Source organism: Pseudomonas sp. SDO5522_S412 (genome assembly GCF_054071215.1).
Window position 1 is genome coordinate 119,544 of sequence record NZ_JBSVWQ010000001.1, and the last position, 23,810, is coordinate 143,353.

At 55.7% G+C, this 23,810-nt stretch carries 16 protein-coding genes; 6 read left to right on the forward strand and 10 right to left on the reverse strand.

The window, feature by feature from the left end:
- Window positions 1-36: 36 nt before the first annotated feature.
- The gene (locus tag ACW9I6_RS00530; RefSeq protein WP_457338665.1) at window positions 37-234 is read right to left on the reverse strand and encodes a type II toxin-antitoxin system HicA family toxin; all 198 of its coding nucleotides are present in this window, start codon (window positions 232-234) and stop codon (window positions 37-39) included.
- Window positions 231-1,148, reverse strand: coding sequence for a viperin family antiviral radical SAM protein (locus ACW9I6_RS00535; RefSeq protein WP_457338666.1), 918 nt, complete (start codon window positions 1,146-1,148; stop codon window positions 231-233). The genes ACW9I6_RS00530 and ACW9I6_RS00535 overlap by 4 nt, the downstream gene beginning before the upstream one ends.
- Before the next feature lie 181 nt (window positions 1,149-1,329).
- Here ACW9I6_RS00535 and ACW9I6_RS00540 point away from each other — a divergent pair, with 181 nt between their 5' ends.
- The 6 genes from ACW9I6_RS00540 (at window position 1,330) to radC (ending at window position 8,208) form a co-directional block, all read left to right on the forward strand.
- Window positions 1,330-4,059: an ankyrin repeat domain-containing protein gene (locus ACW9I6_RS00540; RefSeq protein WP_457338667.1), complete on the forward strand. Its 2,730-nt coding sequence runs from the start codon at window positions 1,330-1,332 to the stop codon at window positions 4,057-4,059.
- Between the two features lie 177 nt (window positions 4,060-4,236).
- On the forward strand, window positions 4,237-4,509 hold the full coding sequence (locus ACW9I6_RS00545) for a hypothetical protein (protein WP_457338693.1): 273 nt from the start codon (window positions 4,237-4,239) through the stop codon (window positions 4,507-4,509).
- 95 nt (window positions 4,510-4,604) lie between these two features.
- Window positions 4,605-5,573, forward strand: coding sequence for a DUF932 domain-containing protein (locus tag ACW9I6_RS00550; protein WP_457338668.1), 969 nt, complete (start codon window positions 4,605-4,607; stop codon window positions 5,571-5,573).
- Between the two features lie 81 nt (window positions 5,574-5,654).
- Window positions 5,655-6,659, forward strand: coding sequence for a YqaJ viral recombinase family nuclease (locus ACW9I6_RS00555; RefSeq protein ID WP_457338669.1), 1,005 nt, complete (start codon window positions 5,655-5,657; stop codon window positions 6,657-6,659).
- A 78-nt stretch (window positions 6,660-6,737) separates the two neighbouring features.
- A complete protein-coding gene (locus ACW9I6_RS00560; RefSeq protein WP_457338670.1) occupies window positions 6,738-7,655 on the forward strand; it encodes a recombination directionality factor in 918 nt (305 codons plus the stop codon).
- A gap of 55 nt (window positions 7,656-7,710) precedes the next feature.
- Window positions 7,711-8,208 (forward strand): RadC family protein, encoded by a 498-nt coding sequence (gene radC, locus ACW9I6_RS00565; protein ID WP_457338671.1) that lies wholly within the window; start codon window positions 7,711-7,713, stop codon window positions 8,206-8,208.
- A gap of 165 nt (window positions 8,209-8,373) precedes the next feature.
- Here the strand turns inward: radC and brxL are convergent, their stop codons facing one another.
- Genes brxL through ACW9I6_RS00605 form a run of 8 tightly spaced genes read right to left on the reverse strand, consistent with a single transcriptional unit; the run spans window position 8,374 to window position 23,613 of the window.
- Complete coding sequence (brxL, locus tag ACW9I6_RS00570; protein WP_457338672.1) at window positions 8,374-10,422, reverse strand: BREX system Lon protease-like protein BrxL; 2,049 nt, start codon at window positions 10,420-10,422, stop codon at window positions 8,374-8,376.
- A gap of 3 nt (window positions 10,423-10,425) precedes the next feature.
- Window positions 10,426-12,768 carry a BREX-1 system phosphatase PglZ type B gene (gene pglZ / locus ACW9I6_RS00575; RefSeq protein WP_457338673.1) on the reverse strand — a complete coding sequence of 781 codons (2,343 nt, stop codon included), beginning with the start codon at window positions 12,766-12,768 and terminating at the stop codon, window positions 10,426-10,428.
- Window positions 12,765-14,456, reverse strand: coding sequence for a DUF262 domain-containing protein (locus ACW9I6_RS00580; RefSeq protein ID WP_457338674.1), 1,692 nt, complete (start codon window positions 14,454-14,456; stop codon window positions 12,765-12,767). The genes pglZ and ACW9I6_RS00580 overlap by 4 nt, the downstream gene beginning before the upstream one ends.
- Window positions 14,453-17,875: an Eco57I restriction-modification methylase domain-containing protein gene (locus ACW9I6_RS00585; protein WP_457338675.1), complete on the reverse strand. Its 3,423-nt coding sequence runs from the start codon at window positions 17,873-17,875 to the stop codon at window positions 14,453-14,455. Before ACW9I6_RS00585 ends, ACW9I6_RS00580 begins: the two co-directional genes overlap by 4 nt.
- A gap of 13 nt (window positions 17,876-17,888) precedes the next feature.
- The gene (brxC, locus tag ACW9I6_RS00590) at window positions 17,889-21,329 is read right to left on the reverse strand and encodes a BREX system P-loop protein BrxC (RefSeq protein WP_457338676.1); all 3,441 of its coding nucleotides are present in this window, start codon (window positions 21,327-21,329) and stop codon (window positions 17,889-17,891) included.
- A 14-nt stretch (window positions 21,330-21,343) separates the two neighbouring features.
- Window positions 21,344-21,895, reverse strand: a complete 552-nt coding sequence (locus ACW9I6_RS00595; RefSeq protein ID WP_457338677.1) for a BREX protein BrxB domain-containing protein — start codon at window positions 21,893-21,895, stop codon at window positions 21,344-21,346.
- Window positions 21,882-22,679, reverse strand: a complete 798-nt coding sequence (locus ACW9I6_RS00600; RefSeq protein ID WP_457338678.1) for a hypothetical protein — start codon at window positions 22,677-22,679, stop codon at window positions 21,882-21,884. The genes ACW9I6_RS00595 and ACW9I6_RS00600 overlap by 14 nt, the downstream gene beginning before the upstream one ends.
- A 7-nt stretch (window positions 22,680-22,686) precedes the next feature.
- Window positions 22,687-23,613 carry a WYL domain-containing protein gene (locus tag ACW9I6_RS00605; RefSeq protein WP_457338679.1) on the reverse strand — a complete coding sequence of 309 codons (927 nt, stop codon included), beginning with the start codon at window positions 23,611-23,613 and terminating at the stop codon, window positions 22,687-22,689.
- Between the last annotated feature and the right edge of the window lie 197 nt (window positions 23,614-23,810).

The following is a 23,810-nucleotide window of genomic DNA, read 5'->3' on the forward strand; positions in this document are numbered from 1 at the left end:
TCGTATCGATACGCTAACCAGAAATTGCTAGGAAGGTTAGCTGACAGCTTTGCGTAAATCGCGACGAAAGTTATCCAAACTACGACAGTCGCTGGGTGACTTGGCCACAGTCAACGTCGACCGGCCGCCTGGGTGAGTAAGCCGCCCATGTTTACCACCACGCCTAAAACTCCAGCCCTGGCGAACAAGCTTGCGGATAAGTTGGTCGATTTCCTTGTTTGAACAGTACCTCATGCGCCAACCCCCGCGTTGGCTTGGATATAGCGTGCACTGAAGCGCTCATGATCAAAGGTCATTTCGGCGAAGGCTGCCTCCGCGCCAACCTCAAGAATCGGCCGACTGTAAGAGTAACCCTGCCCCGCAATCGTTGGGCTGTTCTGGAAGAAGCGCCCGTGAGGATCGATCATCAGGTAAGACTCGCACATGTCCGGGTTGTCCTCGGCGCAAAGGATTCGGGTAAAAGCGTGATGACGAGCAACGAAGGCAGCAAACTGTTCATCGCTTACAACCAGATGTCGATTCACTACCGGAAGCATTCGCAGAACTTTCCATTTGTCGGGAGCGAAGCGGCGGATTAGCGAGCCTAGGTCTTCGGCGTGATTGTGCTGGTTGACCACGGTATTGAGCTTGATCCGTAAGTCGGAGTTGAGCTGACGAGCTTTGACTAGCCCTTTAGCCAGACTATCCAAATCAAGCGGCCGGCCACGGCGGTCAACTCGGCCGATTGCAAGATTGGTCTCAGGATTGCTTGAGTCGACACTAACTCCCAACCAGCTCAACTGTGGAGCCAGGCAACCCAGTAGATCATTATCCAAATGACTGCCGTTGCTGATCATCGACACCTCAAAACCAAGATCTCGCGCCTGAGTAACGATGGCCGAAAGCTTCTTGGCATGCAGCAATGGTTCACCACCTGCCAAATTTAATCGCACCGAACTCCAAGTCAGTTGACTAGCTAATGGATTGACAAAATTGCTTGGCCGGAAGAATCGGTACAGTGCATTAAGCAGCGCGGCTGTTCTCTGAGAGTCATAAATGAGCTCACGCGGACAGATGGAATCATTCCAAGCTGCATAGCAGTATTGGCAACGATAATTGCAGGCTTCAGTGAGATGCCAGTTCAGAACCAGCGGGTTGGGATTGTGCATTACACGAGCTCCATTGAATGGGGTTCGTGCAGAGTGCCAGCGAGCCAGTTTGCGCTGTATGAAGCACCACGTACCCCCTCCCTGTTGTCGTCTTTAGAGGGGGGATACCGGACTTTTCAGAGGTAAAATAACCGGGTTTTGCAAGGATACAGCACCGTCAATACCATCAAGGAAAGCCGTCATGAGCACCCTTCCACTGCCCGAAGCCATTCTGCTGGAGATTCACCAGAGCCTTGGCGACCAGAACTATCCGACTATCAAGAAGAAAAAGTTCGCGACTGGGCAGGCAAGTTCTGCAACCCAGATGGCCATGGGCCAGGAAGTCCTGCTCGACATATTCAGTGCATTGGATATGGATCAACTGGCACGCGTGGATGCTCTCGACAACTTCATGGAGTTCGGGAATGCCTACAAGTTTATTGAGCTGAATACCTGGACATTTTCAGCCGACCAACGACAGGTTCTCTGGACGTTGCTGTGTCATTTCTATGTGCCTGGTTTAGCGCGCCGCGTGGGTTTTTGGAGCCTTGAGCAAGTGTTAGACAAGGGGATGCCCGGTGGTCGTTTTTGGTATCTACCCGAGCCTCGAGTGGTAGATGGCCAGCCCAGCTTGTATTTACCTGTAGCTCAAGTTGTTGACTGGCTTCTGGATTTGCTGGGAATGTCCGTAGAAGAATTCGCTGACCAACGTGATGAGCTCACCGATGGTAAGCACGAGCACCTACGCCGCTCCTTGTACAACTGGCGCAGTACAACCCCAATCCGCCCCGATACTATCCAGCAATACTTCTCGGATAGTACGGTACTGGACTTCAAGGGTGCGTTCTCACTGGACAGCAGTTGCACACCTGCACAGCAATTCGCTGACGCCTTGAATTTTGTGAAACGCAAGACACTGGATGCCGACAAGCTACGCTTGGAAATCCCCATGACTCAGGAAGGACGCTTGGAGTCAGTTCTGGACGAGACCGCCGATGAAGGTGATCGGGCTGAGTTTGTGCGCTGCCTAGCAGAGCGTTACGCTGTACCCTCACTGAAAACCATACGTCAACGCCTGTTGCTGGCGCGCACGGTGCAGGATGGCTACATCCGCCTACTCAAGTTCATCTGCCCAAGCGTTGACCGACAGTGTGCCAATGCGCAACAGAACAAGCTTCTACAGCTATTCGCTATTTACAAGCTTGTCTACAACCTGACCATCGGCGCCTACCGCAATTGCAGGCACCTCGGTGAGGACGCTGAAAATGCATGGTTCGAGGAGCATCTACCCGAGTGGGACAAGCATGGTCTATATCTATCTATCCTGCCTTCCCGCCGAGAAACAGCCAACCAAACTCTCGCGCATATGCTGACCCGCCGTTTTTACGAGATACAGGCCGGCGCGGACCTTGAAGACAATGTCGGGCTCGATGCGCAATCAGCGTTGCCAATCATTCAACGGAATACCGAACGTGCAGCTGCATTTGCCGACGAGTTGAATAGGGAATTGCATTTGGTTGCGCGCATGAAGAACTCATCTTCTTGGCGAGCCTTGCAAGGGGAGCATTGCTATTGGGTAATCAGTCAGGTGGCACAGGACGCAACTCTCAGCTCACGTGCAAAAGAAGCAGCCATCCAACGCCTGCGCGACTTGGCCGCTACTCCGGCTCAAACTGTCCAAGCCATTCTTCTCGAACTCGACAGCTATCTGAACGGTGAGCGCAAAAATCGACTGAAAGATACGCAATCCAGGGTTCAGTCCTTACTCGAAGAGGCCGAAACTAGCGAGGGGTATGAGTTATGGAGGGCCGCCGTTCTGCAATACAAGGCCAAACATCTATTGGCGTGCAACGACCTGGATGGCGCTGACAAGCTTTTTAAGGAGGCTCTGGAAGCTGGTCTTGAGCGCAATTATGGACCTCTACGCGGCGAGGTCGCACGGGACTGCCTAGCTATGGCAGTGGCCAACCAAAAATTGATCAACAACAACCACGAAAAATACTACAGGGTGATGCTGGCCGGGGGAATGATGGCCGAGTGTGAAGAGATACCCACCTTTGAGGATACCGCGCGATGGGCCTCGGAGTACTTCTGGGACACCTTGTACAAACCCTACCCGGGGTTCCTAGCTGAGAAACGCCGAGCCAGCAAAGCGAGTCAGCAAATGTTCAAAGACCTGATGCCGCTGCTCTCTAACGGCGATCAAGACAGTTTGAAGGCCTGGATAAAAGCCAATCGCCAACTGCTGAAATCTAATCTGCCAGACGTGGACGGTAACTCGGTATTGATGCTGCTGATCAAGATGCATAGCAGTTTCATGCAAAGACTTCCGCTGATGCAGCAGCTAGCACCATCTGAGCTGAGGGACGAAACACGTCACTTTGAAACGATGTTAGACCACTGGCAGCAGTTCCTCCGACTGCTAGCTCTAAACGCACCGGAACAGCTAAACATCCAAGATATCAAGGGCCAGACACCCCTGATGTTAATGACAGAAGCTGGAGATACTGAGCTGGTCAGGATCATGCTGCAGGCTGGTGCAGATCCGGAAATTCAGGACTGGCATGGTATGACAGCCCTTCACTCAGCGATCAAATCCCGCGTGGACAGTTGCGTGGATGCCCTACTTGATCATCCGTGCCGCTTGGATCATCTCACTTATGACGGGCAGTCACCGCTACACACCGCGAGCTGGACCGCTAATTTGCATGCTGTAAGACGCTTGCTGGAACTGGCCCCCGCGCTTGCCTGGCAACGCAACTCTCATGGGATGACACCCTTAGAGCAGGTTGAGTCTTTGATCGGCAATCCAGATGCTTTGGAGAAACTCGCCAAACGATTTGCTCAGGACTGCAAACGCTGCGCCTCTAAGCAAGAGCTGACGTGCATTGCCGAGCAGCTTGAACAAGCAGCACCAGTACCAACTATCTAGAGGAAGACGTGTCAGGCTGGACGCTCCCGCGTTATGGCGTCCAATTGCCTCGGAACTCAACTCAAATCAATTTCAGTCACACATTACTGCAATGACATCACCACCAAGAAGGTCCACCCAATGTCATTGCACTGCCCTCGCTGTCACTCCCCCAAAGTTGCTTCTTTCCATCACGCCATGAAAGTCGGCGCGGCCATCGGCACCCTGGGTGGTGCTGCGCGTGGCATAAGCGCTGCACTGGCTGGTAGTCAGGCCGGTGCGCTTGTTGGTGCTTTCGCTGGCCCTGTTGGTATCACGCTCGGCTCTGTGTCTGGCGCCATCTTCGGAGGCCTGGCCGGCGGTGTCGGAGGTTGTGCTCTCGGCGCACAACTGGGCGATACGCTCGACCGTCACGTTCTGGCCAACAACCTCTGCCTGCTCTGCGGTCACCGCTTCAACCTACCGGCCTGATCTGGCCTTACCGCTTCTATCTTTTCATACCGCCCGGACGGTGCTGCGCAGTGCGCGGCGCTTTATGCCGGCCTGCACCTAAAGGAATCTCAACCATGGCTCATCTCATCGAACAAATGGCCTACGTCGGCGCTACCCCGTGGCACGGTCTGGGCAACAACCTTCCCAAGAAACAACCCATCGAAATCTGGCAACGTGAAGCTGGCATGAACTGGCAGATTCAGGAAAGTCCTGTTTACTTCAAGGCCGACGCTGTCGGCAACCTAGGCACGATCCACTCCTTTCCGGAACAGAAGGTGCTATACCGCTCCGACACCAAGGCCCCCTTGTCGGTGGTTTCTAACCGTTACCAAGTTGTGCAGCCCCGTGAGGTGCTCGAGTTCTACCGGGATCTGACTGAGGTCTCCGGCTACGAGTTGGAAACAGCTGGGATACTCAAAGGTGGTCGCAAATTCTGGGCTCTAGCCAGGACGGGGCAGACAACCGCGCTGAAGGGTAACGACCAGGTCAATGGCTATCTTCTACTGGCTACCTCCTGCGACGGTACGCTGGCCACCACCGCGACCCCGACTTCCGTGCGTGTGGTTTGCAACAACACCCTGACCATATCCCTGAACGGCGCTACCCGCGCAATCAAGGTACCGCACAACACCCGCTTTGATCCGCAGGCCGTGAAGAAACAACTGGGCATCGCTGTCTCGCAGTGGGATGAGTTTATGTACCGCATGCGCGCACTGGCGGAGCGCAAGGTGCAGTGGCATGAGGCGATGGGCTTCTTCATGAATGTGCTGTGTGATGTGGCCCCCAATAGCAAGCTGCCGGAATTGCTTCCGAATGAGCGAGCACTGCGCAAAGTCCAAGGGCTGTACGAAGGCCAAGGTCGTGGAGCGACGCTTGAATCAGCTCAAGGAACTGCGTGGGGCTTGCTTAACGCCGTGACGGAGTATGTCGATCACGAGCGCCGTGCACGCAGTACTGAGAATCGCCTTGATTCTGCGTGGTTCGGTAATGGCGCGATCCTCAAAGAGCGCGCACTGAACGCAGCGCTGCAACTCGCCGCCTAGCCCCACTCACCTACTCAACTATTAAAACGCCTGGTCAGCTTCTGCTGGCTGGGCGTTTTTTATCCCGAATAGGAAATCATCATGGCAACGCAAACACTGCAGAACTCCAACGCCAAACCACGTTCAGCCTTGCGCCTTGTCGGTACCAAACAACTACCGCGTGAGGACTGGCTGGCCGTGCGTAAACAAGGCATCGGCAGCTCGGATGCAGCCGCCGCTGTAGGTCTTAACCCTTACAAATCCCAGCTGGAACTGTGGCTGGAGAAAACTGGCCGTGACAGTTCGCTGCCAAAGCTAGATCACAATGGTGAAGAGAGCCCAGCTTACTGGGGAAACATCCTGGAACCGATTGTCGCGACTCACTACACCAAGCGCAGTGGTAACCGGGTACGGCGGATCAATGCCGTGCTGCAGCATCCTGATCCCAAACTGCCCTGGATGCTGGCCAACATCGACCGCGAGGTCATCGGCGCCGACGATGTACAGATCCTTGAATGCAAGACTGCCGGCATAAACGGTGCACGCCTCTGGAAAGAGGGCGTGCCCGAGTACGTGCAGTTGCAAGTGATGCACCAGTTGGCCGTGACCGGCAAGCAGGCTGCAGATGTGGCGGTACTGCTCGGTGGCCAGCACCTGGAGATCCATCGCATCGAACGCGATGAGTCGATGATTGCTCGGCTGATCGACCTGGAGCGGCTGTTCTGGGATTACGTGGTCAGTGATACCCCGCCACCGGCCGATGGTACGGAGTCAGCGGAAGCCGCACTACGCTGCCTCTACCCCGAGGACAACGGTCAGACCCTGGACTTCAGCCAGCACCCGGAGCTGGCCACCACCTACCGGGAATTCAAGGCTGTTCGCCAGAGCATTGCCCAACAGGAGACGCGTGAGGCGCAGCTCAAACAAGTCCTGCAGCAGGCCATGGGGGCAGCCACCCGTGCGGAGTTTACCGAGGGCTATATCAGTTGGAAGAAGTCCAAGGACAGCATTGGTCTGGACGTCGAACAGATGCTCAAGGACAAACCCTACCTGCAAGCCCGCTATCCCAAGATCAAAACAGGCAGTCGTCGCTTTTTGATCAGCTGAGCCATCCCTCGTCACCCAAGCCACCTGGACCGTTTACGTCCTAGTGGCTTTTTTATTTCCAGATCAAGGATAACCGCCATGCTCAAAGGTTTAGCGATCACCCCTCCTGTACTCGGGCGTCTTTCCATCGGCAAGGTCGTCGAGAAAAACGGCAAACGTCTGCCGGAGAAAGACGATCAATTCACCATTACCTCACAGGTACAAAGCCGCGACGGCTGGCTGCTGCACCCGCTCAATGAGGAACTGCGTAATGGCCAGGATGGCAAACTGCGCAGCATTCCGATCCGTTTGCTGTTCAACGAGCCGGACCTCAACTTTCGCGCTGACTACAGTCTGTTCGACCGCACCACCGGCCGACCTTTGTGCATCGGTAATGGGGAGACCTGCAAGCGCCGGTGTGAGGACGGGATCAAGACCCTGCCCTGCCCTTCACCCGATGGCTGTTCACTGGCCCAAGGCAATGCCTGCAAGCCTTACGGACGACTGAACGTGGTGATCGGGGACGATGATCCGCTGGGCAGTTTTGTCTTTCGTACCACCGGCTTTAACAGCATCCGCACCCTGGCAGCGCGCCTGCATTACCTGCAGGCCATCTCCGGTAATCGTTTGGCGTGCCTACCACTGGAGCTGCGCCTACGGGGTAAGTCCACCCGCCAAAGCCACGGAGCACCAATCTTCTACGTGGACATCACAGTGCGCAGCAGGCTAAGCATGGAAGACGCCTTGCTGGAAGCTAAACAGCTGGAGGAAATCCGAAAAGCCTCGGGCTTTGATCAAGCTGCTTTGGATCACGCAGCCCAGCAGGGCTTTAACAACGGGGCCTTTGAAGACAGTGAGGAAGATAACGGCACCATCGTCGAGGAGTTCTTCCCTATAGCTGAAGACTCACCAAACAATACAGAGCCCCAACCCCAACCGGCAGCGCCTACGAAGCCATCACTGGCTCAGAAGCTGGAGTCTCAGGCTACCCGACACAACAGCAAGCCCTCTATCTAGTAACGCCCCTCTCGATATTCCCAGCGCTCTCACACATTCGTACAGGAATACCAGTATGAAATATCACAAGCTCAGAGCCGGTGAAGCGACCGGCACCTATGTCATGGAATCCCCTGTAACTGAAGCTGATATCCTGCAAATGGCGCAACAACTGGCAATGAGTCGTCTGTCTAAAGGCCGGGCACTGACTGAGCCGAAGCAAGTATTCAGCCATCTACAAACACTGCTCCAATACCATGAGTATGAAGTCTTTGCCTTGCTGCTGCTTGATGCCAAGCACCGGGTGATTGGTTTCAGAGAACTGTTCAGAGGCACGCTAGATGGAGCCAGTGTGTACCCACGGGAAGTGGTCAAGATCGCCTTGGAGCATAACGCCGCAGCCGTGATCCTGGTCCACAATCATCCCTCCGGCGATCCGGAGCCCAGCCACGCCGATCGCACGCTGACCACAATCCTCAAGAACGCTCTCAGCATGATAGGCACCCAAACACTGGATCATGTGGTAGTGGGCGCTGAGGGCTGTGTATCGTTGGCTGAACGGGGTTACCTGTAACCCATAATGGCTGGCTTAATCACTCCGCCCGATAGACTACACCCTGGCGAATGCCAGGGGTGGTTATCGGTGTGGATGTGCTCTAGCTTATGCTTTCTTATTTTTTTCAAGTTGTGTTCGGTGCATTTGAATGACGACCGACAACACTGTGATGCTCATTTGGGGTCAGTCAGCCATTGCTTTCAGCAAGGCATCTTTGGCATCCGAATAAAACTGGATATCGATCTTGGTCGCCATATCATCAGACAAATCGACCAATTGGCGTCGACATGCCACGGGTACTAACAGCGACGTTGCGCCCTTCTCAACGGCGATTTCAGCAATCGTGACCGCGTTGTGAACGGGCTCAATCGACCCCCCGAGGTTGATCTCGCCAACGATGATCAAGCCGCCACGTACGCTTCGCTTCAACAAAGACGTGCACAAAGCAATCAAAGAAGCCACACCGAGCTTCGCGCCAGACTTCGCCGCATCAAACGCCCGAAGCTGTACCGTGAACTCATGCTGTCTGGGGTCCTTGTCACCAACCAGCTGCAGCGACCTGGCATAAAGGTTTTGCTCGGCGAAACCAATGCTTTCGCGGAATGCCGGCGGAATGGGCTTGTTGAGCACCTTCACACCAGACCCAGGGCCATCGTTGACTTCGATGCGGTAGAGGCCAGAGTTTTCCTCGCCACCACCGGGGCTGATGGTCCACACCTGTCCAGGCTCCAGCGGGTCGCCACCAATACTGTTGTCGCTCTGCAGTTCTGGCGTGGAGACGAACTTCTCGACGCCGTCAGCGCCCATGATGTAGCTGAAATGTGTGTTCCGGAATTCGGCAGCACCCACGCGCTTTTGCTGCTCTTTCACCCGGCGTCGAACCTCCATGGCGATGCGAACCGCCCACTCCAAATCCTCGTCGGGAACCGGGACATCTGCGCTGGGGTACAGCAACTTCAGCAAGCCGCTGACTGTCTTGTTGATCGCATTCGTGTCGCGGCCAGACAGGGCGCCGCCAAAGAAGACGCGATTCTGCAGCTCGCTCACTCGGCTCTGGTTTCGAAGCTGGCTCCAGCACTCGGACAGGAAGTCGCTGACCAGACCGAAGTGATTGGTGACCAAGTCCTTGTTGATCTTGGGTACGTCCCAACCAGGCAGAAACGCGTGGATGCGGTCCATGAAGGCGGTGTCATCACGCATTTCCGGTGGCATAGGGCCAAACAAGTGCCCCACGCGCTGCTGGTGTTCCACATCGACATCGAAGTTGCCGACCAAGACGATGCTGCCATCCGCGCGGATACTCTCCTTGCCACGGCTGAATTCTCCGGACTCCATGTAACCCTTCATTATGTTCACGCCGTCCTTCTGATCGAAGGAAATACCGGACACCTCGTCGAAGCAGACTACGTCGTACTGGCACACCAGTCCCCGACGCCCCTTGGCCGTGTTCTCCACGAACATCTTGGCCACAGTGGCCTTGCCGCCTGAAATGAGGTGGGCGTAGGGCGAAACCTGCTGAAACAGATGGCTCTTGCCAGTGCCGCGCGGACCGAGCTCTACCAAATTGTAGTTGCGCTCCACAAACGGAACCATGCGCAGGAGCAGAGCATTCCGCTGGCGTTCGCTAAGCTCGCCGGACTCAATGCCGATGGATCGGAGCAGAAAGCACTTCCATTCTTCGGAGGTGAACTCCTGGCGGGCTTTGGCCAGAATTTCCAACACGTCGCGCTTGGACAGCTGAATCTCCCGCAGCGACGTGATCCCAAATGGACGCCCCTTTGCTTCCTGGGCGATGGCCACATCGAACGTCACCCCCAACTCTGCATAGAAGCCCCCGGTTAACATGCGCTGGTGTTCGTTGACCAGCTCGCTGCTGATGCGCACATCCGTCAGGCGCAGGCTTGGCAGGCTGGCCACGTACTCCCCTTTGTTGTCCACACGCGCTGTCACGAGGTCAATGATCTTCACCTCACCTGTCTCAAGTGCCTTAGCTTTGAACAGCTCCTCCTCGCCGGCACGCACCGTACGAGACTTAAGCTGGCGCTGAACAATCTCCAGGCCCTCGTCAATCTCCTCCTGATCGATGCTAGCGCAATAGCGCCCGAGCATGAACTCGACAACGTAGGTGGGTACCGGAAATTGCCGACTGAAAGTACGCACCAAGTCTTTCCGGACCAGATACCCGTCCAACACCGAGGCGGCTTTTTTGTCTATCTGATCCAATTCAATCATTCATCATCCTCCGATCACAGTGTTTGCCTCTGCCACCAGCTCGCCCGAGGCGCTTAGCAGAACCAGAAATGCCGCGCGGCCTTGCAGTTCTTCGTCCTCAACAACTACAGATGCGGTGCCGTTGTCTTTGAGCGGCTTCACGCACACGATCACGCTGGATGCTGGGTCTCCTGCCTGCGTCCGTACGTCAAGTGACAGATTCGCGTATTGGCCGTCGACGCCCACCGTGCAACGCAAGCCTTTCCACGCAATGTCTGTCACCTCGGCTACCTGCTTGCCTGACGCGCCGCCAGTCAAGGTCACCACAAGATCCAAGGTGAGACATTCCTGAAGGCTCAGCCCGCCATGGTTGTAGTCCACCGATTTTCCGTAGCACCCCACGCCGTCGGCCAGAGCGAACTGCTGATGCGGATTCCAGTACCAAGGGTACAAACGCTCACTGGTGGAAGCGCCTGGCTTGATCGAGGCGCAACGTCCCCATTTGTTGTCGGTGAGGTCCTTGGACATCTGAATCGTGGGTAACTTGCCCGGCATAAGCAGCCAGCCGTGATCGGTCACCACCCTAACGCTGTTCCAACCTGCAGCCAACAAGGCGGCGATGCGTTCTGCAATCTCTGCGAGAAGCGGATCGATGTGCTTGGCCAGCTTCCAGCCGCGCGCATGTCCCTCGCTGTCGATGTCGCCAAATTCGCACCACGCGTTGCCTAGGCCGTCGCCGTTGTCGGTACGATCCAGCACCCTCCAGTGGTTGTCGTTCAGCAGCTTCTTCAGGTGATAGCCACCCTTGAGCGACTGGCCCGTGGCGGCGACACAAGGTTCAAAGTCATCGCAATCATCAGTGCCACTAATCTTGCTTCTGACCGGGGAGACGGCAGCCTTTCCCGTTGCCGTTACGCTGGGTAGAGCCGTCCAGTTCATTGTCTCAGCTAACTGGTAGCCTCGCGCCTCCAAAGCTGCCGATAGCCGTCGAGCCGTATCAAAGCGCAGGCCATCAACAAACAGCACGCATTGCCCGCCGACCTTATAGAAGGCAGGAGCTTCGGCGATTCGTCCACCAGGGTAGATCGCACCATCCACTAGCTTTTGCAGGTAGCGCGCAGACTCTTCCAGCCAGGGCAGATAGATCACCCGCGTCGCTGTCGTCACCGCGTCAACGTCAGGCGCCTTGTCAACGCAAGCCAGTGCCGACAGCACCGCATCGTCGGCTCGCCAGCCCTGGTTGGCGTACCCCGCCTGCAAATCTGCAACCGAGCCGGCAGCCAGAGCAGTCTTAGTCACATCCGCTACCACAGCCAAGTGCTTGGTGGCCAACGCCAGAGGCGATTCACCCAACTCGGCCCAAACCAGCTCGCGGCGAGGCGCATGGGCCTTCTCAAGCTCCAGAACCCGCTTCCTTGCCTCATGCGCAGGCAAGTGGTTCAAGGCCAGCAGATCATGATGTAGCGACTTCTCCTGCTCCTCGTTCCATTGCGGCCAACCGCTCAGCTTCTCTGCTGGGATGTCGAAGATACCCAGATCGGGCGGCTTGCACTGGCGAATTCGGCTAGGGATGTTGGGGTAGCGTCTGGGTGCTTCGCTATAGCGCTCCCACACCGAATTCCAAGGCCCCTCACGCATCGCGAGCTTGCTGGCACCCGCCAGAACGCCATCGCCCTGAGGATTGAACACCAGCTGTGATTTGCAGACCTCAACGAAGGCCTTCCACTCGTTCGCGCCGCGCGTGGTTTGAAACGCGTCACCCTGATCCAACCACTGCAGCAGGTCACGCACAGGGTCACCGCCGGTCAGCAGGGTGTTGAAGTAGTCCTTGTCCAGCCGCTTGTCCTTCAGAAGCTCAAACTCCTCATCCAGCAGGAGGTAGAGCGCCAGTTGTATGGCGTTCTTGGCTTCGTTGTCCTGGGCCACATCCAGTCCCATGCCGCCTTGGTCCGACTTTAGGAAGGCCATGATGGTCCAGTCCTTGGCGTTGGCCTGCGACCAAATCACACCTCGGTACTGCAACTCAGCCAAGGGCTTCAGCATGTCAGGGCAGTCTTCGATTGCCCGCAAGTCCTGGCGGCTCACTCCGGGTAGATAGAACACAGGCACCCGGTCGGCAGGCAAGGTGACATCCGGCGCTTTGCCGGCAATCACACAGCGCAGCCAGATGGCCGGGCCGACGCGGTTCTCTGGCAGATAGTCGCCTAGGACCAGCAGCTCGCCCAGCTCGCTCTGCAGACGCGGAATCACCGCCTCCCACTGCCGGTCCTTGTCGGGCCACAGGATGCACGACGGTGCGACCTGGACCTCGGGGTTGAATACCGCCGAGTCGCGAAGTGCCTTGGTCAGGTAATCAATGACTTTCATGAATGATTCAGATCCCACTTGTCAGCCAATACACAAAGCAAGTTCTCCTGGCGGCTATTCGCAACGCTCTCGGTCCACTCCGGCGTGTTCAACACTTGGGTCGTCAACACATAGGAAGAGACACCTTGCTTCCCACCGAAGTAGGCGGACTTTTTCTTGTCGAAGTCAAAGTTCTGGGCTTGGGAGTTTCGCTTCTGGGTCAGCGGCACGAGGTTGGCGATGCGATGTACCCATTCATCGCGCACCTGAGGGTCAGGCCAAGTCTGAGCCCATTCACTTTTGGCATCGACGGTCTGCGGCAGCACATGCTCGATTGTCAAAACACTCGGATCATAGGTTGCCGCGCCATCGGATAAGAACGAGTCCAGCCGCAAAATGAGATAGTTGCGTCGGCGGGCAGTCAGCCAGTAGATCTTGCCGTCGAGCACGGCAGACATCTCCGCCTTTTCGTTATCCGTGAGCTCCACGGCTTCTACAGGTGACTGCAATGAGTGCGCCTTCTGCAACCCGGCAACGACAATCGCATAACGCTCAATACGTTCATTCACGTTCTTGCCACAGATGTGCATGAACGCCCCCAGGCGCTCCAGCTTCGTAAAGAACCACAGCACGTACTCCGGCTCGCTCTTCTTTTGTGCCAGGAACAGGATCGCTGGGGGCAACCAGTCTGAGTTATCGATCCGGTTGAGCCATTTCAGCAGACCATTGATATCCGACGCGTTGGCCGTGGATACGTATTGACCATTCTTGGCGACGAGATAGGCCTCGGCATAAGGCTCGATCACCTTGGAGACTAAGTCCTCCGGTGAGGCGACGGCGGCAAGGACATGCTCCTTGAATTCCTCCAGAAGTGCGCGCCGCGCTTTTACCCTAGCGTAGATCATTCGAATGTGACCAAACAGCTCGGCGAAGCCGTTGCGCCCGGTTTGCACCTCCAACTCTTCCCACTTATCCGTGAACTCGTCTTGCTTGGATTGAGTGATGCGTCCAATCACGTTCGACTTGATGATGTCGGTCGGCAGCAAGTCCAGCCCCCGGCTATTCAGCACCGAAAACACCCGGAAAGCAGATTGCTGGCTTGGCGTGGAAACGGCGACCAAGAAACAACGCTGCACCAGGAAGGCACCGAACTCGCAGAGTTTGTCGGCATCAGCGCCGAAAGCTTTTTTGAGTCTGTCCAGCAGTAAACGCGCGTTGCCTTGAATGTTCCGTTGCGATTCGTTATTGAGCTGCGCCGGATCGTGGCTCAGCAACTTATCGAGCTGCAGCGCCTGAACATGGTCGGCAAAGAAGGATAGATCACGCTCGCGCAGCGCTAGCCGTGGCTTTGGCTTCAAGCCTTGAGATGCACGACCGGGCTCGCGGATGTAGTTTTCAAAATCAGCCCGTAGCTCGCCAGCAAATTGTGCCGTCAGCGCCGAAAGCAAAATGGTCAGCGTAGTTAAGCGCTGTTGCCCATCGATCACCTCGGAGTGGGGTTTGCCTTCGTCCTTGATCAATACGATGCTACCCAGAAAATAAGTGTCCTCCGGCTCCCGCAGGAAGAAATCATGTAGATCGTCAAATAGCTCGGACGCTTGATCTACGGTCCAGGCATAGGGCCGCTGATAGGACGGAATGACGTAATCGAAATCCGAACTGAATATTTTCGCCAGTGGATATTCGGCGCCGCTGATCTTCTTGCTCATTGTCCGCTCCTTGCCTTTTGCTTTTCTTCCAGGCTGAGATGATGATCATTGATCCGATCGCCCACGTTGCCGTCGTACTGCAATCCGAGCTCGTACCAAGGCGCCGACGGCACATCACTACCACGGTCCCTTTCCCAACGCAGGCTCTTCGGCTTATCGCGCAACACCCCAGCGCCCTTTTTCCCCACATCAGGCACCGAGAGGAACGGCCGGATATTCAGCCGCACTCCATCGTTCAAATCAGGGTTCCAGCCCACCGGCTGCTCCTCGACTGGCTTCCATCGCACGAAGATGTCATAAGGCTTCTGGCCTTCCAGGATCAGCTCGAGGCGCTTCTTTAGCACTTCTGCTGCGGTCAATTTTTCCTGTGCGCCGTCTACGCTGTTATCGGCGTCACGCTTCTGGCGGCTGATCCAGTCCCCCAGGTAGGTGTAGATCAAAGCCTCTAGCGTTTTGTAGTCGAGCTTGTGATAGCTAACCAGGGCGGCAAAACCATCGCGAAGGCCATCCCACACATGCCAAACGAAGGGACGATTAGCAAACAGCGCGCAGTGCTGAGTGAAAAACTTGTCGCGCAACCAGGTTTCAAGTGACTTGCCAGCATGATCAGCAGCGGCCATTAGTTGATTGAAAACATCGCTGCTCCAATCCTCGCCATAGGTTGCAGCAAGCAGGTTGAGTAGCCGATCGCCGGCTGATGCCTCTCGGCCTACTGCTGGGATACATACAATCCCATCATTGTCGACGTAACCTACCAATGCTCCGCATTCCAGTACTAATTTTCGCGACTCATCAGACAACTCAATTTGTTCATCAACTTCAGCTGGCCAAGAAAATCCGAGCAGACGTGCTACGGCGACTTGCAGTACGCTTCCGTCAGTTCGATTGGGCCCTCTAGTAACTTGTTTACAAGCTTCATCCCAAACTACAGAGCCACATGGATGGCCATGGAACACCCATTGAATCGGGTCATTGGAGTACGGTTTTGGAAGGCCATTTGGATATTTTTCGATCGCAATACTTTTCCAGTACTGTAAATCAAATGGAACTTTGGCCAACGTTGCGTTAGTGACGCCGAGTTTTTCATCCAGCTTCCTTACGTCCGCATAGTATGAATCTGACGAACAGTAACACCACAAAGCCGGCAAATCGAGTGAGCTGTTGCAAGCCAAAATTGCAACATTATTGTCAAAGAATCCTCCAAGATAAATTGATGCCGGAAGCTTACGCGTTTGGGTGATTACCACACCATTACTTCCGTGAGCTCCTTCGCCTCGAATTGCTGCCTTGGTGCTCCTTGATAGTCGACCCACTCCTTTTTCCCAAAGCAGGATGTTGGTCAAGCCCTGATAGTGGCCACCCTCTTGATAAGTAACTTGTTGCAGCTCCCAATCGGCGCTTAGTGGGTAGACTTCCCAGAAGTATCGTCCATACAAAGGATAATCAGCAGTCGAAGGACCTTGGTACGACCATGCGTAAGCCTCAAGTAACTTTGATTCACTGGTAACGCCAAATGCAAATTTCGCATCTGGATTAGCTGACAACGACGCCAATGTTGTTACCGATAACGTGTTTAACTTCAACTCTTCAGCACGTGTTTGCTCCGAAGATGTAGTGGCTTCCAGACCTGTTACGATATTTTCTTTCAATGGCCTATTCTTAGAAACGATCGCGATTGCTCGCAGTACGTCCCAGCTAGCTTTTGCGGTTGCGCCAGACCCAACTTTTGTAAGACTAAGAATCGAGGAATTTTCAAGCAAATCCTGCCGCAAAGCAGAGTAAGACTTCAGGTAGTACCAGTTGAGAGGCGTTACCGAGCAGTGAGCTCCATTTGGCAGAAGGAACTCATCAAAACGCTTGAGGAACACAGTTGCCATATCCGCGTCGCCGGCCTTGTAATAGGAAGACAAGAAGCTCTTTAAGCGCTCCGATTGTTTCCCTTTGACTAAATATGGTGGATTGGTAAATATAAGCCAGTAGTTCTCAGAGAGCATCTTGGCAGCTTTACCTATGCCGCTCGCCACAACAGCCATTTCCGATTTCTCGTCACTTTTTTCACCACCGAGTGCTTTTTCAATTAGTGGCCCAACCACATCCCAGGGCAGTTCAAAAAGTGTCCCTTTACCAATATGTTTTCCCGGATTAATCAAACTCCCCAACAATGGCGCATCTTGGAATTGTTTGTAGATTTCTTCGAGACCGGCGCGCAAACCATGATCAGTTCCTGCCAAGGTCAACCATTCGTCTTTTGAGGCGCTGATGGAAAGCCCAACACAGGCAACATTTAATTCGGGCAACGCACGATATCCCCCGGCACCTGGATATCTCCAAGCATTAAGTGCTAGTGCAAAAGCTGCCAGTTCTACGCACCGTTGGTCAAGCTCTAATCCGTTTATGTTTTCTCTTAGAACAGCATCAACGGCTTCACGCGCGGATAAATTTTCTCTGGCCATCCTCATTGGCACGAGCATTAGAAATGCCGCTACCAAAAAGTGACCTGAACCACAGCAGGGGTCGAGGGTTGTAAACTCAGCAAGATCTTTTGGCCAGTGCTCAAAAAAACCCGTTGATGGCATCCATGTGCCATTTTCTAGTTTTGCAAAGCGGAGGTAATCCAAAGGCAAGCCCGGTAGCGAAATCTTCTTTCGCAACTCATCCTCAGAACTGTCCGAGGATAGGTCTACCTCAGATAGGTGTTGGGCCGCCCACCAAGCTCCTAAGGAGTTGTCGAGTACATACGCCACCATATATGGTTCAGTGAAAAGCTGGGTGACGGCGGGCAGCTCGTCGGCGGAGATTTTCACTTCGGATTTGTTGATGCGTTCTTTATTGTCGGCCTGCCAGAACTGGTAAACCCACCCTAGGCTGTCACTGGCCTTGAACACCACGTCGGGCAGGTCCTTAAGCAAGCGTTCGAGCTCACTTTGGTGTTCGGGCGCAAAATTAAGCTCAAACACAGGTGAACCGGGCTTGAATACTTGCGGTAGCATGCGTGCGGCCAGTTTGCCCGCCAACTCCCAGCCATTTTTGGCACCCTCGTCCGGTGCCAGTTCATCGCACACTTCGAGGGTGACGGGAACACCGTCGTACATCAGCAGCTCGTTGTCGGCCAGGAAGCGGGCGAACAGCATGCGGTGCCAATGCTGATAGGCCACCTCTTGCACCAGGTGCTGCACCTCTTGCTTACCGTAGGTTGGGTTTAGGCTTTTCGAGTCACGGGCATCACCGAGCTGCTTGCCGTGAGTGCGCAGACGATTGCGCAGCACTTTCTCGCCAACACTTAAAAAAGATTCGGGCTTGTCGTGACCGACGCCCAATTGGTCAACAGTTGCATGTGCTGCTTTTTCTGCCAACGTGCGGGCCAATTTAACGGTTCTTTCCAGTGTGCTGCGCAGGTCTTTATCTAGGGTTTTCATCATGTTTGTTCAGGCCTCAGTGAAGGATAACCGGGCCATTCTTCAGGGCCTTTGCGATAGTTTGTTTGGCATCCTGCAGCCAGGCCTCGATGTCTTCGTCGGTCTTGATGGTGCGGTTGGGCAGCTTGACGAATTGCGCTTTGGGCTCCATCAGCTCGGCGGCGGCCACCAACACGGCGTCAAAGCGCGAGTCTATGGCGGCAACACGGTCGGAGAATGACGACAGCGACAGACGATCCACCGTAGCTAGCACTTCGGTGGTATTGGCCACTTGCACCTTGGGCGCGTCGATGAGAGTCAGCTTCTGGGCGGCTAATAGGCTGTTACGCTGCTCGGGCTCCAACTGCTTCCAGTTGGTATCAGCGTCCAGGCGTGCCATACCGTTTTGGTGGCGTGTCTGATAGTCGGTGTGCAAGCGGTTGAGGTCGTCGCGCAATAGCTGCGTGAGGCCGGACACCAGCGGAGTGATGGGATCGGGTTCTTCTAGCAGTTGGCGTTGCTGTTCCACGTGTGCAACCTGTGCAGCCAAGACTTCAGCGTCCGAAAGACCATTGGCATGGACCAACAAGCGCTTGAGAGTGCTCCAGGTAGGCAGTCGCTTGTCAATGTATTCGGCGACATTCATCCAGGTGTCGATAGCGGCGCTGAGCTCTTCACGCTGGTTGTACAGAGCCAGGAGCTGCTCATTGCCTGCGGTGAGGCGGATCTCTTCCAGGCCAGCAGTTGCCGGGCGTACGGGACGAGGCGCGTCGCCCCCCGCGCGGTTGGCCAGCTCTTGTGCACTGACCAGGAATTGCGGCAGGTAAGCCAGCTCTTCACCTTGCTTAGCGTTGAGGCCGACTTTCTGCAGCACCTTGCGGATCTGGATGCGCTGCGCTGCTGATACGGTGGCCGACTCGACCTTGAACATGGTCTTTCCGATGACCTTTCGCTCTAAGTCCTTCGGGTCGATGGTTTGGCCCTTCTCGTCCTGGGCGCGGATCAGCCCAGCCACCAACAGTACTTGCAAGCCGCCATCCGCCGCGTCGCCCGGCCAACCGTAGGTGGCACCTTCAAAGTGTTTGCGGATATCGATACCCTTCTTGCCGCCGGCAATGAAGGCCAGGATGGTTTTGCAGACGGGGTTCTTGGCAGGCTCACCGTCATCGCCCACGCTCTTGAGAGCATCTGGCGCACCTTTCTGCGCCTTTTCGTAGACCTTCGGCCACCCGGCGTGGTCAGCGACGTGGAACTGCGGATAGAGTCGCTGCAGGGCGTTGGTGGCGGCTTCCAGGGTCATGTCCTGCAAATCGGTGCCCAAGATTTCGTTACCGCCGCCTTGGAATACTCGCGCACCAGAAAAAGCCTCTTGCAACAGATCGCGAATTTTGCCTTCAGCGGTCTGCTTGGTGGTTTCCATCGCTGAGCGGGCTTCGGTGCCCTCGGCGGTGTTGGGTACGCCACGCTTGTCCAGCGTGGCGCTAGCGGCCTTGAAATCGATCAGGTAGTGACGCAGGTCGTCGGCTGAGCGCTTGGGGATGAACACGAATACAGTCGACGACTGGTTGCCAGCCTGTCGTGCATCGGCACGCACCGAGTTTTCGTCGATGCCCCAGCCATCGCGAACCCAAACGCAGACCTTCTCGTTGGCATCACCTGGCAACTGCGCATCGAACACCGGGAATATATCGCGCGAGACCTTGGACGTACCTTGTGTAAGCGACAGCTTGCGCACCATCTCGCCGAAGCGGCGGCGGATGCGGTCGTCACGCTCAGCATCCACCCGGTGAGCCTCGTTGGCCAGGCTGTTGCATTGACTGAGGAATTCGTCGCTCCAGGCAGCACTTTCCTCGGTCTGGATGCGGTACTCGTCGCCAACCTTCATCAGCAGCTCGCACTTGTCGAGCAGGCTAGGGAGCTTGCTGCGCAGCGTGCTAGAGCCTTGGGTGAGGTCTTCCACCAACAGATCGGCCAGGGTATCGACCGTAGCGTGAATGCCGATTTCGTTGTTGCTGCTAGCCAGCTTATTGATTAGGAACACCAAACCACAGGCGCGACTCATCAGGCGCTGATCGTCAGTGCCTTTGGCCCAGATCATGGTCTTCTCATGGACCTTGCGCGGCAAGATACGGGACTGCTGCAGCTTGTCGGCGGCATCGAAGTAAAGGTAGTCCGCTGGCACCACACTACCGACCGGTGCGTCCACATTGGTCTGGATGACCCTATGGATCATCGAGAGCTGGTTGCGCAACTGGCTGTCCGTGCCGGTCTGATCGAGCACGCGCAAGGCATTCTCCCAAAAGCGGCGACGCACTGGGAGAATGGGGTAATCCTGCGGGAAAAACTGGATGTCGTCCGGGTGATGACCGATGGTGGTGCCCGCCAAGTGGCGCGAGATCTCACCCAAGTTGGTTTGCATCACCTTTTCCACCGAAGCTTTGGCCTCGGGTTTCTTGGCCAAGATTACTTGGCGGATCACCGCATCCACGTCGGCATCCGACAATTCGACGCGTACCGTGAATCGGCCTTCGAGCTTCTTCAGGTTGGATGTGCCAGTGACGGCCGTCTGGCCGGTGCCGATGAAGAGCAGCTTGGCGCCGATGTTTTTGGAGCAGGCCTCGACGGTTTCTTGAACATCGATAGAGCGCTGACTGTCTTCGCCGATGTACTGCTGCACCTCGTCAATGACCACGAGAGTGAGCGGAAACTTGCCATCGCGGGTGAGGGCCTGCTTGATGGCCTTGATCATGTCGCTGCTGGATACATCCTGCACATAAGGGTACAGGTTGTTCAGTGTCTCGACGCAGGATGCCGCCGATGTGAAGAGGTTGGGCTTGGCTTTAACCAGAGCCGCGTGCAGGCCCTCCGCCACGTAGAAGTTGTCCAACTCCTCTTCCCAGTCATGCCCCCCCTGCTCGACATAGCCACGCACCGTGTCGTAGATGTTCTCATGTTTGAGCCACATGACGAATCGTGCGACTGGGTACTGCTCTGGCAGTCCGACCGAATTGAAGAGAATGCCGAGCAGCGCCATTCGGGCTGACTTGTCACGCGACTTCGAACCAAGCGTGCCTGACGCTGCGTGAAGACCACCGTGTCGCTTGGCCTGGGTGCTTAGTTCCTTGAGCTGATCGCTAACGCTTTGTGGCAGCGACGCGAGGCCGCGCGCAGTAGCTCCGTCGTCGAACTGGCTGTCCACCCAAAGCGCGCGCAGCATCTTCACCAGATGCGACTTACCCGAGCCATAAAAGCCGCTAACCCACACGGCAGGCTGTTGCGCTTGCTCGATGTTCTTGAGATAGGTTTCTAAGATGTGGACTAAGCCCTTCTCGTACTGCCCATCGCAAACAAAGGTGTCCAATTCGTACCGCAGCACGGAAAGTGCTTCATTGGTTTTTTCGTCATTGACGCTAGCTACACCCTCGTTAACCAACTTACGGGTCGATGGATCTTTTTGGTAGATGTCGCGATTGAGCATGAGCTTCCCCTTAATCAGAATTCTTTGTCTGCGGTGATCGGCACGGCTAGGTAGTTCCAGCCGTCGTACCCATCCAGCAAGCGGTAGTTGTTGTCTTCGTAGCTGCCAGGGAAGAACACCAGTAGGCGGCCCTTCACCTTCGGGGCAAGCTTGTCCACGACCTCTTTGACCTTCAGGAAGCCGAACAGGGATCCCACGCCCTGGAGCGCCACGACAAAGTCCTTGCTAACGTTCTTATGCTGCAGGAAGGCCTCGAACTCGGTTTCGATATGGCTGAGGTACTTGGGCAGCAGCGTGGACAGCAAGTTGGGCTTTTGGAAGTAACTCTTGGCGTAACGCTGGGACGCCAGCCAGTTGGGGAACGAGTCCGTCAGGTCGAACAAGGCCCAGTCATGGCCCGCCTCACGGGTAGCAATCTCAAACTCGTCGACTTTGGCGCGAAGGCGCAGCTCTTCCGTCTCTTGGTAGACGCAGAAGATGACGCGCTGAGCGGCGGCCGCGTCATCGCGCCAGGGCACAGCCACATACCTGCTGTAAGACTGAGTCAATCGCTTAATTCTGCTCACGTAGCCACTCCATTTCCTGCGCAGTAATCAGGTTCGGGAAAAGCACCTCGACCACCTGGCCGACGCGCTTGAGCGAGATCCAGCCCCGGCGCGAGGCGTCCTCCGCCAACTCGATCGTCTTTTCGAAGGAACAGTCGAGCATCCGGGTGAAGTCGCTCTTGAACAGCGACTCGCCCCGCAGACCGCTTACGTAGCCCAGAAGCAGTGCCAAGGACACCGTGCCTGGTGTCGATACCACGCGGGCGCGCACTTTGCGGACGCGACCAGCCAGGTGGCCCGATTGGGTCCAGGAGGAGTTGATGTTCTGCGCGGTGGACTTTAGCGTAGCCTTGCTGAAGCGCTCCGGTTCTTGAGCGTCGATGAACTCTTCCGTCGCCTCACGGGCAACGGTGGCCCCTTCTTGAAAACCGAGGACAAAGGGGGCGGTGGCTCGAAGAATGGGATCGCGCGAGTAAGCGCACAGCGCAGCCAACAGTGGCTGCCCATCCACATCGCGCAGCCAGAAAAAACGCAGAGCGCGGAACACCATCAAGCCTGGGTCCAGCGCGTAGAGATCGGCCAAGTGCCGGAAAGTCAGCGTACGCGTTTTTCCTGAACGCTTGCCGAGGCAATTGGCAGTCTGGATTGCTTCGAGATACTCGGCCTTAACGGCGTCGGCCTTGTCCACATAGGACAACAAGGCGCGCAGCTCGACCAGCATCATCGTCCGGGCGGTGTGGACCCCGCCGCGTTCGAAACTGAAGCCAAGGCGCTGCAACTTATTCTGCTTGTACTCTACTTTCACTTTAAGGTCAGTCCTGCAGTTCAGCCGGCATCGACGCCGATTCGTTGTTGGTCGGAGGGCAGTAGCCAGGCGCCAACACAGCATTCTTGACGCCATAAAGCGCCAAGTGATCTTTCAGCCATAGCCTGAATTCGGGACCGTTAAGACTGTGGTCAGATGAGCAGTCCACACTCCACTGCCGCAGAATGTATCCAGCTGTAGCAGCCCGTAATTTCACACGTAGAGAACCGCGAACCATTCCATAGTCCATCTCTGTGATCTCAGGACGGGGCTGATCGGGGTGGGGCACCATCTCAAGCTCGACTATCCGGGTCCATTGAATATCCTGGTCGCTACGCTCATGGGGCTGCAATTCGGCCCCCCTCATTAAGGCTGGGTGCTTGATCCGGGTAATGACGAAGTCCCGGAACTCCCGAGACTTTCGATCAAATGCGCGGACATGCCAACGCAGGCCGTTATCGATCAACGCAAACGGGACGATCTCACGTTTGGTGCGGCCACTGGAGATCGAGTGGTACTCGATGCAAAGCGGAGATTCGTGGTGGATCGCTCGGGTCACACTCGCTAGGACATCTAGATCCGGATGAGTGAGCCGTGACGGGCTTTCGCTGGCAACCCATGCCTTGAGTAGCATCGGTTCGCCATCGCCGAAGCCTTGGGTCAGCCATGACAGCACGCGCTCGGAGGGAAAATCGAAGACGCGCTGAAAGTCCGGCCCAAGGATGTAGGACTTGCCTTTGGGGTCGTAGTCAATGTTGCCGGGGGCCAACTCCTTATACAACGCCAGGTCCCTTGACGCAGCGGCTGACTGAATGCCAAACCGAATTACTAGATCCTGGCGGCGTATCTCCCCGATGAACCGCACGCGCAGCTCCACAAATGCGAGCCGGTCGCGTTGTGGCTGGGTGAGATTTTCAAGCCGTTCGTTGGACATCGTAGCTGGCTCACTTAGTTTATCGACTGCTTTTGCACATCATACTGAATAGCATACCAAGACTATTTTAACCGGCTAGCAGCACATTATAAATCTGTAGTTATAATCATTTTGATGAGTATTTTCGCAGTGCCCCCCCGCTCTGAGTTTTAGCGAAAAGTCGAAGGATAGGTGCACTCGCGCAGTGCAAGAGGAAA